The sequence below is a fragment of the Paenibacillus nasutitermitis genome (assembly GCF_014641075.1).
Lineage (GTDB): Bacteria > Bacillota > Bacilli > Paenibacillales > Paenibacillaceae > Paenibacillus_Z > Paenibacillus_Z nasutitermitis.
This window is the reverse complement of the sequence record NZ_BMHP01000001.1, coordinates 703,133-719,073: the sequence shown is the minus strand read 5'-3', so window position 1 is coordinate 719,073 and position 15,941 is coordinate 703,133. Positions and strand designations below refer to the sequence as shown.

11 protein-coding genes and 1 pseudogene are annotated in these 15,941 nt (G+C 51.0%); 2 read left to right on the top strand and 10 right to left on the bottom strand.

The features are described from left to right. The first annotated feature begins 245 nt into the window (after positions 1–245). Both IEY46_RS02965 and IEY46_RS02960 read left to right on the top strand, forming a co-directional pair. Complete coding sequence (locus IEY46_RS02965; RefSeq protein WP_188988973.1) at positions 246–1,946, top strand: sensor histidine kinase; 1,701 nt, start codon at positions 246–248, stop codon at positions 1,944–1,946. A 16-nt stretch (positions 1,947–1,962) separates the two neighbouring features. Further along, a complete protein-coding gene (locus tag IEY46_RS02960; protein ID WP_188988971.1) occupies positions 1,963–3,600 on the top strand; it encodes a response regulator in 1,638 nt (545 codons plus the stop codon). A 60-nt stretch (positions 3,601–3,660) separates the two neighbouring features. Here the strand turns inward: IEY46_RS02960 and IEY46_RS02955 are convergent, their stop codons facing one another. The 10 genes and pseudogenes from IEY46_RS02955 to IEY46_RS02910 all read right to left on the bottom strand — a co-directional run bounded on the left by IEY46_RS02955 (position 3,661) and on the right by IEY46_RS02910 (position 15,941). Then, positions 3,661–4,770 (bottom strand): peptidylprolyl isomerase, encoded by a 1,110-nt coding sequence (locus tag IEY46_RS02955; protein WP_229750028.1) that lies wholly within the window; start codon positions 4,768–4,770, stop codon positions 3,661–3,663. Positions 4,771–4,990: 220 nt separating this feature from the next. Next, a pseudogene (locus IEY46_RS02950) lies at positions 4,991–5,365 on the bottom strand (SDR family oxidoreductase); the annotation flags it as partial. Between the two features lie 26 nt (positions 5,366–5,391). Further along, positions 5,392–6,114, bottom strand: coding sequence for a DUF8817 family protein (locus IEY46_RS02945; RefSeq protein ID WP_188988967.1), 723 nt, complete (start codon positions 6,112–6,114; stop codon positions 5,392–5,394). 181 nt (positions 6,115–6,295) lie between these two features. Continuing rightward, positions 6,296–7,678, bottom strand: a complete 1,383-nt coding sequence (locus IEY46_RS02940; protein ID WP_188988965.1) for an ABC transporter substrate-binding protein — start codon at positions 7,676–7,678, stop codon at positions 6,296–6,298. Between the two features lie 275 nt (positions 7,679–7,953). Then, positions 7,954–8,904 carry a carbohydrate ABC transporter permease gene (locus tag IEY46_RS02935; RefSeq protein ID WP_188988963.1) on the bottom strand — a complete coding sequence of 317 codons (951 nt, stop codon included), beginning with the start codon at positions 8,902–8,904 and terminating at the stop codon, positions 7,954–7,956. After that, positions 8,882–9,733 carry a carbohydrate ABC transporter permease gene (locus tag IEY46_RS02930; RefSeq protein WP_188988961.1) on the bottom strand — a complete coding sequence of 284 codons (852 nt, stop codon included), beginning with the start codon at positions 9,731–9,733 and terminating at the stop codon, positions 8,882–8,884. The genes IEY46_RS02935 and IEY46_RS02930 overlap by 23 nt, the downstream gene beginning before the upstream one ends. Then, positions 9,734–12,007 (bottom strand): DUF5696 domain-containing protein, encoded by a 2,274-nt coding sequence (locus tag IEY46_RS02925; RefSeq protein WP_188988959.1) that lies wholly within the window; start codon positions 12,005–12,007, stop codon positions 9,734–9,736. Next, complete coding sequence (locus IEY46_RS02920; RefSeq protein WP_188988957.1) at positions 11,997–14,099, bottom strand: YIP1 family protein; 2,103 nt, start codon at positions 14,097–14,099, stop codon at positions 11,997–11,999. Before IEY46_RS02920 ends, IEY46_RS02925 begins: the two co-directional genes overlap by 11 nt. A 12-nt stretch (positions 14,100–14,111) precedes the next feature. Next, positions 14,112–14,975 (bottom strand): carbohydrate ABC transporter permease, encoded by an 864-nt coding sequence (locus IEY46_RS02915; RefSeq protein WP_188988955.1) that lies wholly within the window; start codon positions 14,973–14,975, stop codon positions 14,112–14,114. Positions 14,976–14,981: 6 nt separating this feature from the next. Beyond that, positions 14,982–15,941, bottom strand: coding sequence for a carbohydrate ABC transporter permease (locus tag IEY46_RS02910; RefSeq protein WP_188991637.1), 960 nt, complete (start codon positions 15,939–15,941; stop codon positions 14,982–14,984).

Below are 15,941 nucleotides of genomic sequence, written 5' to 3'. Positions count from 1 at the left end.
CAATAGGCGGAGCAGGCGGAAAACGATCTGGAGAAGCGTAAGCGTTCGCCTTTGTACCCCGAATTTAACCCATAGGGGTGCAAAGTGTTTCATAATTCAAATAGTGAACCGCTTTGCCCCAAAGATATCCAAATTCAAAAATTCAGGGGTACAACAGCGATCGGAAGACGTTTCCGCATGCGCAGTATGAATAATCACCGGGTTTCTGAAGGTATGGATCGCACATGGGAATGGAGGATAAGCGCATGCCGTTCAAGATGACGATTTTCCGGAAGTTTATTGTCATTCTCATTCTGCTGATTCTTCCGGTATTCGCGTTGTATACCTATTCCAATCAAGTAAGCGTTGACGTCGTGCGCAAGGAAATGAAAGAATCCAATCTCAGGCAGCTCTCTTTCTTCCTCAGTCAGGCGGAAATGACTTTCGAGCAGCTGTCTGTGGCCGCCAACACCATTGGGGGTTACCAAGTCATCGAAGAATTAACGCATTTTGACGAAATCCAAAGCAAATACGAGAAGGTGAAGGTCAAACAGGATTTAATGGAGAAGCTTAAGCTGCTCGGAGCCTCCAGCAACTGGACCAATCAGTTCACCGTTTATTCCCCCACCGCCGGAACCGGTGTTACCACACTCAACCAGATCGACTATTCCACCATGTTCTCGCCGGACTCGCTTTCCCTCGTCTGGAAATACCGCCAGATTGAGCAGAACGGAGAGCTTGTCAAGCAATTCGTCAAGCATACCGTTTATCCGGGCTCCCAGCTGATCGTCGAGGTCAGCTTCACCATTGACAACATTCTGACGATGCTGGACCAGATCAAGATGAAAGGAAAGAATGACCCCTTTCTCTTCCACGAAGGGTTTCAGCCGATCGTGAACCGGACAGCTGACCAGCCGCTGGTCGGGGAGCTGGTTGGTTATCTGAAGGACAGCAAGCTTGGAGACAGCGATACGGCCTATATTAGCCTCCATGGACAAAACTATATGGTCAATTATGTGAAGTCGGATAAGCTAAATTGGTTTCTGATTGATTATGTGCCTCTTGAAAAGGTTTTGAAACCGATTACAAAAAGCTCGCTCTTGTTTTATTCCTCCATCGGTTTGCTGCTTCTGATGAGCATCGCCTTCGCTCTGCTGCTTTATAAAAATGTGCAAATTCCCATCTACCAGCTGCTGCAGGGGGTCAAAAAAATGGGAATGGGAAGCTTCTCCACGCGTCTGGAGAATACGCCCGGCAACGAATTCGGCTTTATTTTCAACCGCTTCAATCAGATGGGCGAGCAGATCGAACAGCTGATCGAGAATGTCTACGCCGAGAAAATCCGTTCGCGTGAAGCCACGCTAAAGCAGCTGCAATCCCAGATCAATCCTCATTTTCTTTACAACAGTCTTGCTTTTGTGAAAAGCATGACCGAGCTGGATGAGAAGGAAGCCGTTATTGCGATGACGCTTAATTTAAGCAAATATTACCGTTATACAACGCGTGTGGAAAATCAGGAAACTACCCTCCGCGAGGAGTTGGAGCTGGTCACCCATTATTTGACCATCCAGAGCCTGCAAATGCAGCGCTTCGATTACCAGATCGATATTCCGGATGCTATGCTCGATATTCCCATTCCCCGGCTTCTTCTGCAGCCTATCGTGGAGAATGCGATTATCCATGGCATTGAGCCCGAGCTTGGCTGGGGCGAACTGTTCATTACGGGAGTCCAGGAGGGAAAAGCGGTCCGTATTACCGTTGAAAACAGCGGCAGCGCCATAACACCCGAACTTCTGGAGGAGCTGGAGAACAAGCTTGAGCTGCCCCTTAGCGATGACGTGGGCTGCGGGCAGTGGAATGTGCATCAGCGCCTGAAGACCAAATTCGGTCCGGAAGCCGGAATCCTTCTGACTCCTTCCCAATATGGCGGTTTATGCGTCACTCTCCGCTGGGAGACATTAGAATAAGACAGGAGGAGCGACAATGTATCAGGTAATGCTTGTAGACGACCATACGCATCTCGTTGACAGCATGGCCAAGACCATTCCCTGGGAGACGCTCGGCATCGGCCACGTACATAAGGCGTATTCCGCTTATGAAGCGTTGGAATTGATGCAGTCCCATCCCATCGATCTGGTCATTACCGATATCCGCATGCCCGGCATGTCTGGGCTGGAATTGATTGAGAACATCCGCCGCAGCTGGAAAAAAGCCAAATGCATCCTGCTATCAGGGTATTCGGATTTTGAATACGCCAAAGAAGCGCTGCTCCAGGAAGTGGATGATTATCTACTGAAGCCCATTAACAATGACGAGTTGATCCATTCCATCCAGCGCATTCTGGAGAAAGCCAGGGAAGAATGGCTGGAGATTGTTTCCAATCAGCGGGCATTGCAGACCCTGCAGCAGAATCTGCCCATTCTGAAGCAGAATTTATTGAACGATTTGCTTCTGGGTCATAAACAGAGCATCAAACAGCTGCAGGAACAACTCGAAACATTCGCCATCCCGATCAATATGGAGCAGCCGGTCGCTTTGGCCATGATCCGGCTGGAGGATGATTATCCGGATTACAATGCCGGTTATCTGTTTGAATATTCGATCACGAATATCGCGGAGGAAATCTCCGAGCATGATTTCAGGTTATGGAGCTGCCGGGATACCTATGGATATCTGGTTTTTCTAATTATTCCCGAAGACGAACGGATCAAAGTGACAGCTGAAGAGCCGTTTGGGGAGCTGCAGGTGCTGCTGGAGCAGTTTGCGGCACAGCTACAGCATTATGTGAAAAATGTATTGAAGGGACGCATTTCGATCCTTGTCAGCGAATGGTTTCCTTTTCCCGGGGAGCTCCATGGCTGCTATCAGAACTGCCTGTTTGCATTCCGCCAGCGTATTGGGGATGAGAGAGAGTTCTTCATGACATTGTCCGATTCGGTTCCCGACCAAAATATTGCCATCTTCTCAAGTCTCTATGAACCTCCGACCCTGAAGCAGATTATCGAGACCGGGCATAAGAAGGAGCTCTATGATAAACTGAACCGTATCTTTGACGAACTGCTTAAGGACTGGTCCCATTCCGAGGAACATATTCTGGAAGCGTACCTGGAGATTTGCGGAATGCTCACCTATATCGTCCACAAGAACCGCAAACGCTTATCCGAGCTGATCGGGGACGAATATGAGAAGCTGACGGGCGGACTGCCCTTCAAGACCGTTAAGCAGCTGCGCGATTGGACCTTCCGCATTCTGGAGCGGTTATCGAACCTGGTCGATCAGGAACGCCGCCATTCGCATGCGGCCATTATCAGGCAGGTCCATGATTTTATCGGGAAAAACCTCAGCAAGGACGTGTCCATCCAGACCATCGCCAACCATGTATACCTCCATCCGTCCTATCTCTCCCGTGTCTACAAATCCGAGTCAGGCGAGAGCTTGAGTGATTATGTGCTCCGAGTCCGTATGGAGAAAGCTGTCACATTACTGCGCAGCAAGCCGCTCAAAATCTATGATATTGCAAGCGAACTGGGCTACAACCAGACCCAGCATTTCATTAAGATGTTCAAAAAGCAGTTCGGCCACACCCCGCAAGAGTATCGTGAAAGATTACATGAATCATAAACCCTGCAAGGAGGGGTCAGGCCCCTCCTTGTCCCTAAACGACCAGGAATGAGTGTCGCTTTATAATATTTTCATGGAATCCAGCACCTTACTGTTGGTTTCGACCACCGCATCTTTCATCTTGCGGCTGATCCATTCCTCGAATTTGACGTTGGTCAGATTTAATTTCACATTCTCCCTGACCTCTTCATACGGCTTATAGGCATCGCTTTGTTTCGCTATGCATTTAATGATAAAATAAGCGCTTGCCGTTTCAATGATTCCGCTGATTTGTCCGGGTTCCAGCTTCATGGCGGCTTCTTTGAGCTGAAGATCATAGAGCTGATCCTGCCGTCCCGAGGCGGAATCGAAAACTTGCCTGCCGCGGGTCTCCCGCTCGGAAGCGGTTTCATTATACGCTTCCGCCAATTCTCCGAAATCCATTTGCCTGCTCAGCTTTTGCCGAACCTCTTCGATCCGTTTTCCGGCTTCTTCCTTCACGGTATCACTGATCCTTCCCTGCCCGTCAAAAAAACCAAGCCGGATTTTCTCAATTGTAATCCGCCCTTCTTCCTTGTAAAGCTCATCCCGCATAGTCTCGTAATGCTTGCGAAGCTCATCCTCACCGATGGGCATATCGCCTTGAATCAACGCAGCTTTGAGTGCGAGGTTCATATTGGACCTCACATATTCGTGGTAGACATCCTCCGTATATTGGACCGGTCCGTATACAGCCTGCTGCTGCTCAACCGCCTTCTGCCTGCGCTCATTTTCCTGGACCAGGCCGCTGCGGAAAGCGGCATAAGATATATCATCCACCAGACCTTTGCGCTTTGCCTCCAGCTGCTCAACTTTAACTCTGACGCTCCGGTCGAGCGCCTTTCGAAGAAGGACCTGTCTGGGCACCTCGTCCCCATAACGCTTCGTCCAGAATGAATCGTCCTCGGCTGCTCCGTAGGTATGGAGGAAATACATGACGGTCTCGCTGCGTGCGAGCAGCAGTTGATGCTTCAGTTCGCCAACCGAAACAGATTCGCCGTCAACAGTCGCCGCAATGCCATAATCCCCCTTCTGCTCCGCAAATCTGTCCCTGACAAAAAAAACGGCACCCAGCAGAATAACGGCACCGATTCCAACCATGAGAAGACGAAGTCTGCTTCTTTTATTTAATCGAATTGCGGATTTCCCCACTTTTCAACCCCCGTCCCTATCCAAGGCAACTATTTGCCGCTATCATACCCGATGATGGGAAATATAGTCAATCAGGAATAACTAACACAGCCGACTGTCCCATTCCTGCAGAATTTTTCAACAAAAAACGACTAAAACCGCAGAGGTCTTAGCCGTTTGATCTGCTCTTTCGGCACGGGATAGAAGTCCGCTCATGCTGTTCTCCGCCTTATTTGTATGCTCAGGTTTCCGTGATGATTCCCCCATTCACATGCAGCACCTGTCCGGTCACAAAACCGGAATCGTCCGAAGCGAGATAGACATAGGTTGGAGCAAGCTCGAAGGGCTGACCGGCACGCTTCATCGGCGTATCGGTGCCAAAAGTGCGGATATAATCCGCCGGATAGCTGGCCGGCTGAAGCGGTGTCCAGATAGGGCCGGGAGCAACAGCATTTACGCGGATGCCGCAGGCAACCAGTTGGAGCGACAGTGACCGCGTGAACGAGACGATGCTCCCTTTGGTCGAGGAGTAATCCAGCAGCAGCGGCGCTCCCCTATAAGCGGTTACCGAAGCGGTACTAATAATGGAGCTGCCCGGCTTCAAATGCGGCGGCGCTCACCTTGAAACGTCTGCCACAAGGATTAGACGCCTGATTCGAGTCCAGCCCAGTTCCGAAGTTCTTGCGATGATCTTAGTTCCTCTTCGAATCTTCGGAACTCCGTGTCTTCCAGGTGTATGCGAGAGACCCTGTCTTCCAGCTTGGAGGCAAGCTCCAATTCACCCATGGCGACAGCGATCTCGGCCCGAGCTGCCAGCAGTCTTGCACACCCAATGCCGGAATCGTTCTTCGTTTCTTCCAAGGCGCGATCGAGAGTTTTGGCCGCCGCACGATCATTTGCATAGATGTCGCGCTGAAACCATACCTGATTGAGGATTTCCTCCGTGCGGTCTTGGGCATCAAGGTACAGAGGAGGCGCGTACTGCTTGTCCATGTAAACAAGCATATTGCCGAATGGGTCGAAGACCCGAAACTGGCTCCCATCCCGCGAGCGGCGAGTAAGACGGGGTAAACCGCTGAGTGGTACAATCCCGAGGTTGTTCCTAAGATTAACTGCAAAACGATCATGGAATTTCCCCAATTCGGTCACGTTAACGATGAAGGCACCGAATGCCTTCTTGCCCCCGAATTGGGCATAGCTTGACGTCATGAGCCAGAGATCGCCATCCCGAACTTCTGCGAACCGGTATGGGAATGTCTCGTCGCGGACAATTTCAAAACCAATCGCCCTGTAGAAAGCGACGCTTTCATCAATGTTTTCACTTGGCAGCATAGGTTCTATGCCGATCGTAGATTGCTCCTTCACCTTCATTCCTCCTTATGATCTTGCCTTTCCTAATAGTACCAAAAGTTAAGGAACATCTTCATCTCTAAAATCCGATTAGATTTTACCCGCCATGTCATCAAAACCATTTTTTTTCATATTTATCGGATGAACACATAAAAAAGCGGAAGAGCGCACAATCTCCACTCTTCCGCACTCCTTGCTACTTGCCTTGTGTACCGTTAATTACTTCGTCAGCCTTCTTCAGCGCATCTTCCAATGACGTTTCATTGGTGACATATTTTTTGAGCGCTTCGCTTATCTCGGACTCCACCTTCTGCCCCGCTTCAGCCTTCAGCAGCACGTCGGTGTCGCGCCCAACCGTTTTATCGACATTGTATACGAAAGCGTCCGTGTTTTTGCCTTCCACGATACCTTTTCTCCAGTAATCATCGGATTGAAGGGACTTGAGGATCGGCACAGCCGTTCCGCCAGCCACCCCGAACGCTTTATGTTCGGCAGGGAGCATCAGCGAAGCAACAAAATCAACGGCCTCATCCTTTACTTTGGATGCCGCGTTAGCCGCATAGCCGCTTGTTCCGGATCCGATTGCTTCGCGTTCTGGCAGTTTCGGGAACGACACGACATCCCATTCAAAGCCTTTCGCTTTCGCTGCGTTCGCCCAAGTTGGGATCCCCGGACGGACATGAATAGCCATGGCCATTTTGCCGGTTGCCCAGAAATCCTCGGGATAGGTGACCCACGGGTTATCCGCGTAGCCTTCCTTGATCAGATCCGCCGCATCCTTCAAGCCCGCAACCACTTTGGGATCAGAGAAGCTCACCTGCAGCGTCTCTTTATTCAAATATTCGCCTCCGCGGCCAAGTGCGTAGGATTCAATGGACGGCAGCCAGGCAAGATTAAGCCTGACCCCGAACTGGGTTGTCTGTCCGGATTCATCCTTCTTGGTTGTTGCTTTAACGGTATCAACGAACTCATCCCAGCTCCAGCCGTTCTGCGGCATCGGGATGCCTTCCTGCTCCAGCAGCGTTTTGTTGACAACCACCATCAACTGACTGTGGTCACGAGGCGCAAAATAGTACTTGCCTTCGATATGCCCGTAGCTCATCATGCCCTCCGGAATATCATTCATATCCACGCCAAGACGCTGGAACCCTTCATCAAGCGGAGCGAGCAGCCCCTGCTCATACATCGTTTTGACATAGCCGTCGTAAACCCAGATAACGTCCGGCATATTTCCTGCCGCTGCCATCGTGACGGCGGTTGCAGCCGGGTTCCCCTCCAGCGCGATCAGTTTAAACGTGACATAAGGATGGGTTTTCTTATATTCATCAAACCAGCCGTTCATAGCCGCTTTTTCGGCATCATCGCCGAAAGTGCCGACTGTCAGCGTAACGGGTTCTTTATCTTGCACAACGGGGTCATCCGCTCCGTCATTTTCAGGTGCAGGCGTGGCGTTATCGGGAGTATTGCTCTGGTTATTACCTGTATTTGGTGGTGTTGGAGCACCATTGCCGCTGCAAGCCGCTAATGTAAAAACCATGATGGCAACGAACATGAATAGAAGTCCCTTTCTCATCTTCATCTGTCCCCTCCGAAAAATGTTTTTTTATGATGCGCTCAAACTCCCGCATAATCTGGTTAACATAGTTGACTTGCTAATCCAGGCTCCTGTCCAGCCTGTCATTCTTTCCATATAATCGTCCGCGGCCTGGCTTCATGTTCGATCACGCCCAGACACGCCAGCGGCCATCGTTAACGGCGCCATTAACATCTATCACCGCCTTTCATGGTTACCATCTATTGTCAAGGTTCCGAACCGTGATTCAACAGCCTTACCCTGGCCTGACGTCCGGCGTCCTAATCGCCGGCAAGCCCGGTCCTCTCCACCCCTTCCACCAGGTAGCGCTGCCCGATAATATAAATGACGAACAGGGGCAGAACGACCAGCAGACAGGCTGCCATCAGATAAGCCTGGGTTCCGCCGGCAGGATTGCCCATCTGCAGAAGATAGTTCTGATTGACGCTCATCAGCTGCAGCGGCAGCGGCCGCATATCCGGCTGATTGACGAAAAATTGCGACATATACGTGTCATTCCAGTTCCATACCAGCGAAAACATGGCGACAACGAACATCGCCGGCTTCGCAAGCGGCAGCATCACGGCAGAGAAAACCCGGATCGCCCCTGCACCATCGATTCTTGCCGCCTCGTCCAGCTCCTTGGGCAGCCCCTTGAAAAACTGGGTAAAAATCAACATGAACAAAGCGCCCCGGAGGCCCTGCGCAAAAAAGGAGGGCACGATAAACGGCCAATACGTATTGATCCAGTGCAGGTCCGCGAACAAGGAATAGAGCGAGATGATGGTCGTTTGCGGCGGTATGATCAGGCACAGGAGCACGACTCCGAAAATGATCCGGGAGCCCGGGAATTCATACCGCCCCAGCCCGTAACCGGCGATAGCGCAGGAAATGACCTGGCCCACGGCCGGGAGCACCGACATCATCAGACTGTTCAGCCCAGTCACCTTAAAATTCAGCCCATTAAACCCGTCTATAAAATTCTGCCAATGAAATTCGCTTGGAAGCCATACGACACTGGCATCCACCAGATCCTCCATCGACATGGAAGATTTGCTGACCAAATAAAGGAGAGGCAGCAGGAAGATGAAACCAAGCTCCAGAAGCACAATATAAACAAGCAGCTTCATAATAATTTGCTTGGCTTTGTGCACATAACGGCGGCCGACATTGTTTCTGTGATAATGATGCTTCATGTTTTTTAACAGATTAATGCCGGTTGGGTCCTTCATTGGCCGTGAACCTCCTTCCGATGTAAAATATGGCCAGAATGACCACAATGATGGTCATAAAATACATCCAGCTCAGAGCCGCACCAGGGCCGAATTTGAATGTTACGATACTGTACTGCTTGATATAGGCCATAATCTGGTTGTCCGGGGCCGTGAAGGAATCGATTGTCGCATAGATAATCGTCAGAATTACGACAGGCGACATGGATGGAAGGGTAATTTTCCAGAAACACTCCCATGGTGTAGCCCCATCCATCTGCGCCGCTTCATAAAGGGAACGCGAGATGGATTGAAGACCTGCAAGGAAAATCAAAATCTCAACGCAGCTTCTCCATAGCAGCTGTCCCATCCGGGTAAAGGTGTCTTCGCCGATAAAATCGGCGATGATCCCGCTCCCCCCGATTTGCTGGAAAATAGAGAAGTTCGCGGCGCCCTGGCTGTTCAGAATCTCAATCATCAGTCCGCTGATGATAATCGGCGTGAAGAAGACCGCCCGCCAGTAGCGTTTGCCTGCAATCTCCCCATTGAGCAGAACCGCTGAGATCAGAGCGAAAATCGAAATGATCGGCGCATCGATCAGCGAACGGACAATCTGATCCGTAAAATAAGATCCGAACTGGGGATCGGCAATAACGGTTTTATAATTGGCGAATCCCACCCAGGTTCCATTCAGAAGATCATTGACCTTTGCCGTCGTAAAGCTGATTTTCAGGCTGCTGAGCAGCGGATAAAGTGTGAAAGCCAGAAATCCGATCACCCACACGGAAACAAACAAATAACCTTCTATCATTTTTTTGCGTTCCATGCTGTAGCCTCTGCGTTTGCTCATCTATGCACCACCGCCTTTGGACACCAGATAATTCATCGGTTTAATGGATACCCCATCGACGGTTGCCATCTCGTCATTGTAATTCACCCAAACCATGCTGCCATCGGAATAGGTGGTCTTGAATACGCCGTCCTGCAGCCTCTCATGACCGGACATCTGCAAGCTGCCGAAAGGCTCCACCGCATTCTGCCAACCGCCGAACGCCGATTTGATGGAAGGCAGCCAGGTTTCGTATTGCGAGCTGAACAGAAAATCATAGTTCGTATAACGCAGCGGAGTCGTATCGCGATAGGTCAATTCATAGACGGGTATAGCCCCGTATTCAATAGCTTTCAACTGTTCGATCGCAGAATCGTCGCTGCGGTTGAGCGCCCCCGAGTAATAAGGAATACGACCGTGATAGATCATCTGGAGCAGCGGGATTTCCTCGTCGAATAAATAATGGTTCGAGGCATACTGCGGAATGCCCACGACACGGTCCGCATGCTTAACCGCGAAGTCATTGCCGTAATAGATGCCGGCCGCTCCCAGTTTCTTGCGTGCAAGCTCCAGCCATTTCTCGTAATAGGCCTGCGTTTCTCCCCGCCGCAGGGGATAGTCTGCGTTATAGTCGCTGGTCAGCCGTTCGCCAAGATGGCGTAGATTAACGGATTGCACGCCCAGTTCCTTCAACCTGTCCAGATCGGCTTCCACTACTTTTTTATCCGCAACCGGAGGGCTGAGCGTATACCAGCTGGTCCCCCAGCGGTACCAGCCGGTTGTTCCGATCGGCTTATTGACGTATTGGCGGTTATCCGGTTTGCGCACCGTATCGGTGCGGAGGGATACGCCATCTTTTTCTTTCCGGTAAACATCCAGATAATTATCTTCCAATGAAGTTTCGATGCCCTGGCTCGCTGTCCACTTCAGCAAATCGGCAAGCCCTTTTGCTCCTCCGAAGGCTTTCTCGACGGGAAAACGATCCGGCAGCCTGCCGTAATAACCATCGTTGTACCAGCCTTTAATCTCGGCGGAGAATGCGGTAATCCCCTCCTGTCCCAGTCTCTCCATGATTTTCCTGGCTTCCGCGAAGGTCGTCATCGTCTCCAGCCGTTTGCTGTAGCTGTCTCCTCTGCTTTGCACGCCCTGGAACAACTGGATCAGAGGCGGCTTGCTTTCCGCCGGACTCTTCTCGCTGCCAAACATGCGGTCGCCGACCAGCCTGGCCAGATCGGCATAGGTGGTATCCGGGCCGGACACAAAATCAAACCGGACAGCCCTGTCCATCCCAATGCGCCCCGCTTCCACGCGGTTAATGGGCGAGGCCGACCATGAGTCCCCGTAATAGGTGACATAAGATTTGCGGAGAAACAACTCAAAGCCGCCGCGGTAATAGTTAATCCGCTGGATGCCCGGCTGGCTGACGACCACCTTGGCATCTCCTGCACCTTCAATGACCGTCTGGACATAACCGCCGTCCTGCTTCACGACACCCAGCACCGGGATAGCGATTTCCTCCTGAATCTTGGGATCAAACTGCGGGTCCAGAACAGGGTCCTCCCCATAAATCCATTTGCTGTATTCCTGGGTTGCCTGATTATGCGGTTTGCTGAAATCTACCAGAGCGCCGGAGCCGTCGGGTACAATGATATATCCCTGCTCGCCTTGCTTGGCCGCTCCCAGCATCGGAAGAATCTTGAGCGATACCAGCGAACCCATATTGGGGCCTTTCGTTTCCTCGATCCCTTCTTCCGGAATGCGGACGGTCAACGCTCCATCCTCCAGGGCAAATTCAGCTATAAATTTGATGCCCAGCGATTTAAGGTCATAATGAATCTGTACGCCTCCCTTAATCGGGAAAGCTTTCCATTTGGTATCTCCGCTAAGAATGGCCAGCGTGTTGACCTGGCTGTTGTCTTTCGTGTAGCTGATGATGAACGGTGAGCCGACGATTTTTGCGGTGAGCGTATTAATGGATTTGTCGCCCGCAGTATCCGGGCCGCTGGCCCATTCCACGCCGGTTGCCGTATCTTTGATTTTGAACAGCTGTTTGCCCAGATCGGCCGAGAGTTCCAGCTGTCCATCTCTGGCATAAACTTTCATCCCTTCGCCCAGAGGCAGCTCCCCGCCGGTTGATTCCGCCGCAGGTGTAAACTCACCTTCATCATAGTGGAAAACCACCGAGCTCTCTCCCTGAGGCATAATCCACCAGATAAACCAGAGAAGCGCCCCACAGGCGATCAATATTTTTACGAGCGCGCCTACCCGTTTTCGGTTCCAGAACTCAGCTGCCAACGTAGAACGCCTCCCTTGCGATCTGCTGAGCAAAGTCGATCAGATTCGCTCCCAGACCATATAATACGAATACCAGCAGAATCATAACGACGCTTCCGAGTACGGTCAGGATCGAGATGCCGAACGCTTTGCCGGAATCGAAGCTGTGGGTTTCTCTTACGCTGACATACAGCAGGAAAATAACCCAGACAAGCATGATATTGCCGAACAAGTCGTAGAATTTGCTTTCTTTCAGCGTCATCAAATGGGTAAGTAGCGTAAGCGGAATGGAAAAGAAGATAAACGGCGTAAAGCAATACGAGGTCGCTATAAAGACTTCGCGAAGTCTTCCTTCGCCGCTGCTGATCGTCGTCAGGCCGTAACTGACGACACTCCAGAGCACCCAATAGAGAACCGGGTACAAAATGATAAATTCCCAATCGACGAATTGGATGGGATACTCTTCGAAGGTGAAGCTTATCAGGACAAGCTGCAGGACGCTCACGATAATATATAATCCCATAAGCAGCAGAGCCTTGGACCATTTGCCCTTATTATCGTATTTGAGTGCCTCATAACCTTGAAATGGATGCGTCATCACCCAGAACGCTTCCCTGAAGAATCCCCCTGCGGCGGCAAACGGTCTGAGGGCTGGATGTCTCGCGGCCATGTCCGGGCCTTTCCTGCTCCTTCGGGATTTCAGCTTCAGGGCGATATAGAGCACAAGCACGGCGGTCAGGACACTTGAAGCAATCACATTAAAATGCTTTTTTACATACTCGCGCCGGAATTCATAAAAAGCATCCGAGTACCCTGTTTTGTCATAGGCTGCTTTAAAATATTCCATGGCTCCCGCGTATTCTTCCTGCCTCAACTCGCTCTGGCCCATTGCCTGCAAGGCAAGCTCATAGAAGTTGTTATGATCGCGGACCCTCTGCCAGGGGGCGAAGGATTCATTATATTTGCCTTCATTGAAAAGAACATTTGCCTTGTGGACCAGAGAGGTAAACTCCGTCGGGTGAAAACGGTGAATGAGATTCAGATTCTGGTCCAGCACATACAGATTGCCTTTGCTGTCGATACTGATGGCTACGGCGGAATTGAAGTTCCCCCTATTGATTCCGTTGCTGCCGAAAGCAAACAACAGGCGTCCATTCACGTCGTATTGGTACATGCGTCCATAAGTCTGATCTACAATCGTCATATTGCCGCTTTCATCGATCACGGAATCGATAAAATTTTGCGTACGGTTGTCGTAGTCGAACGATTGATCTGTAAAGTCGCTGGCACCCGGATAAACGTCCCCGCCCACGGCATTGAATTTGCGGACCTGCTTGCTGCTAAGTCCCGTCGTTGTGGAGTAGATGTAGTTATCCGGCGCAAGCGACACATTATTAAAGGAATACGGAAGATTCACATATGACCCTGCCCGCTGCTGCTGATTGTAGAGCAACCGGATCAAGGTGGTCGCAAACGTGGCCTGAACCCGGTTCCCTCCGAAATAACCGCGGAATTCTCCATCGGAATCGAGCATCATCAAGCCTTTCTGGTCCCCTTGATTGACAACGTAGAAATATTTGCGGTTATCCACAATGACTTTGACCGGCTGATAAACCAGATTCTCGCCCAGCAGCGGCGAAGTCGGCTTGCCCAGCTCACGGATGAACTTGCCCTCTTTGTCGTATTGGACGATCCGCTGCTTGGTGGCATCCGTGACATAAATCATGCCTTCCCCATCCACGAATATTCCTCTGGGAGCGGAAAGCTTGCCCTTGTCCGAATCCCCTTCACCTGTTCCGATAACGAGCAGAATATTGCCCTTATTGTCGGTTTTGATTACCCGCTTGTTTTCCGTATCCGCGATAAACAAATGATCCTCGCCGTCGATGAACAAATCCTGCGGCTTCTTCAGTCCTCCGCCCGGCTGTCCATCCAAAGCAATCGTTCCGTCCGGGACATAAGGCGCCGGCACCTTCAGATAGAAGCCGTCCGGGCTAATATAATAATTAGGAAACGGCGTGGCCGCGGCCGCCCGGTTAGCCGGTACCAGCGCAGCTGCCAGCAGGAGAACGACAATGGACGAAAGGGTAATGGCATAACATTTGTGCAGCATGTTTTCGTCCCCCTAGGATTTGATTCCGGAATGAGCCATGGTGGACAGCACCTGGCGCTGGAACAAAACAAAAATCAACACGGTCGGAACGGTCAGCAGGAACGTTGCCGCCGCATTGGCGCCTGCTCGTGCAACCCCTTGCCCGTTCACGGTGGACAGGTAATACGGAAGCGTTTTCATCTGTTCCGTCTGCGTAAACAGCGCGGATGATCCGGCATCGTTCCATATCGCCGTAAAGCTCAGAATGACAACTGTCGCCCATGCCGGACGGATCAGCGGGATGGCAAACCGGAAAAGCATCGTCCATTCACTTGCCCCGTCGACTTTGCCCGCTTCAAAAATTTCATCGGGAACCTGCTCCAAGAATTGCTTCATCAGAAACAGCCCGATCGGGAAAGCCAGCGAAGGCAGAATGAGCGCGCTGTACGTATCCATAAGCCCCAAATAGGAAACAACCAGATATCGGGGAATTTCCACGACCTCGGGCGCAAACATAAGCGAAACGATGATCAGGCCGAACAGCATCTTGTGCCCCGGAAACTTATGCTTGGCAAGCGGATAGCTGGCCAATGATCCGATGATAATCGTCAGGGAAACCGTCACGCCGCTGACGAGGATGCTGTTGAAGAAATAACGGGTCAGCGGAATCCGGTCGCCGCTCATGGCCAAAAATAAATTTTTGAAATTATCCAGGGTCGGATGGTAGACGAGAAATCGCGGAGGATAGACGAAGAGTTCCTCCATCGGCTTGAATGCGGTGCTGATCAGAAAAACCAGCGGAAGCATCATGAAAATGCCAAGTCCCGTCAGAAACAACAGGATAATCAACAGGCTGTAATCTTTTTTTCGTTTGGTCCCGCGAAGCTTCTTGGACATGCCGGTTTATTCTCCTTTCGAAGAAAATAACGTAAAACACAGTTTTCCCAATCCGTATATGATGAGGAACAATACAATCGATATGGCCGAGGCATAACCCATTTCGTAACGGATGATCGCGTAATCCTGAAGATGCAGGATCACCGTATGACCGGCATAGAGAGGGCTCGGAAATCCCGCCACCGCCTTGCTCACTTCCCCGACCTTGAACGAGCCTACAACCGCGAGTACCGCGCCGAAGAGCATTTGAGGCTTCATGGACGGAATCGTGATATTCCACAATTCCTGGAAGCGGGAGCGGATGCCATCCACCTTGCCCGCATCGTAAAGCTCGGTATTGATGGTTTCAAAGCCCGCCAGAAAGGCGAGAAAGCCTGTTCCAAGACTCATCCACAGCGAAATGGTAATGACAACCGGCATAATCAGGTCCACATTCTGGAGCCACTGGATCGGCTCACTGATTACGCCGATGCGGATCAGGAGACTGTTCAGATAGCCATAGCTGTCGTTGGCGAAAATGACCAGCCAGACAACCGCCATAGCTACACCGCTGGTCAGCGAAGGCACGTAGAAGACCAAGGTATAGAAGGAGCGTATTCGTTTGGGAATCTGATGAATAAGCCAGGCAAAGAGGAACGCCAGAATATAACCGAGCGGGCCTGTTACCAAGGCAAAATAAAGTGTGTTCATCAAGGACTTGATGAATATCTCATCGTCCACCAGCAGGGTCATGTAATTGCTCCACCCCGTCCAGACCGGGGGCTGTAAAATATTGTAGTACGTAAAGCTCAGATAACCCGAGGAAACGGTCGGCACAATGATAAACATCAGAAACAGCAGGAAGAAGGGGGCGAGCATGATATACGAAACCCGCCATTTCCAGATTTCGCCGAGCTGCCATTTCAATCTGGCTGTGTTCAGAGTCAATCCCCTTTTTGGCCTGGCTTGTTTTTCCACTCTGGCCAT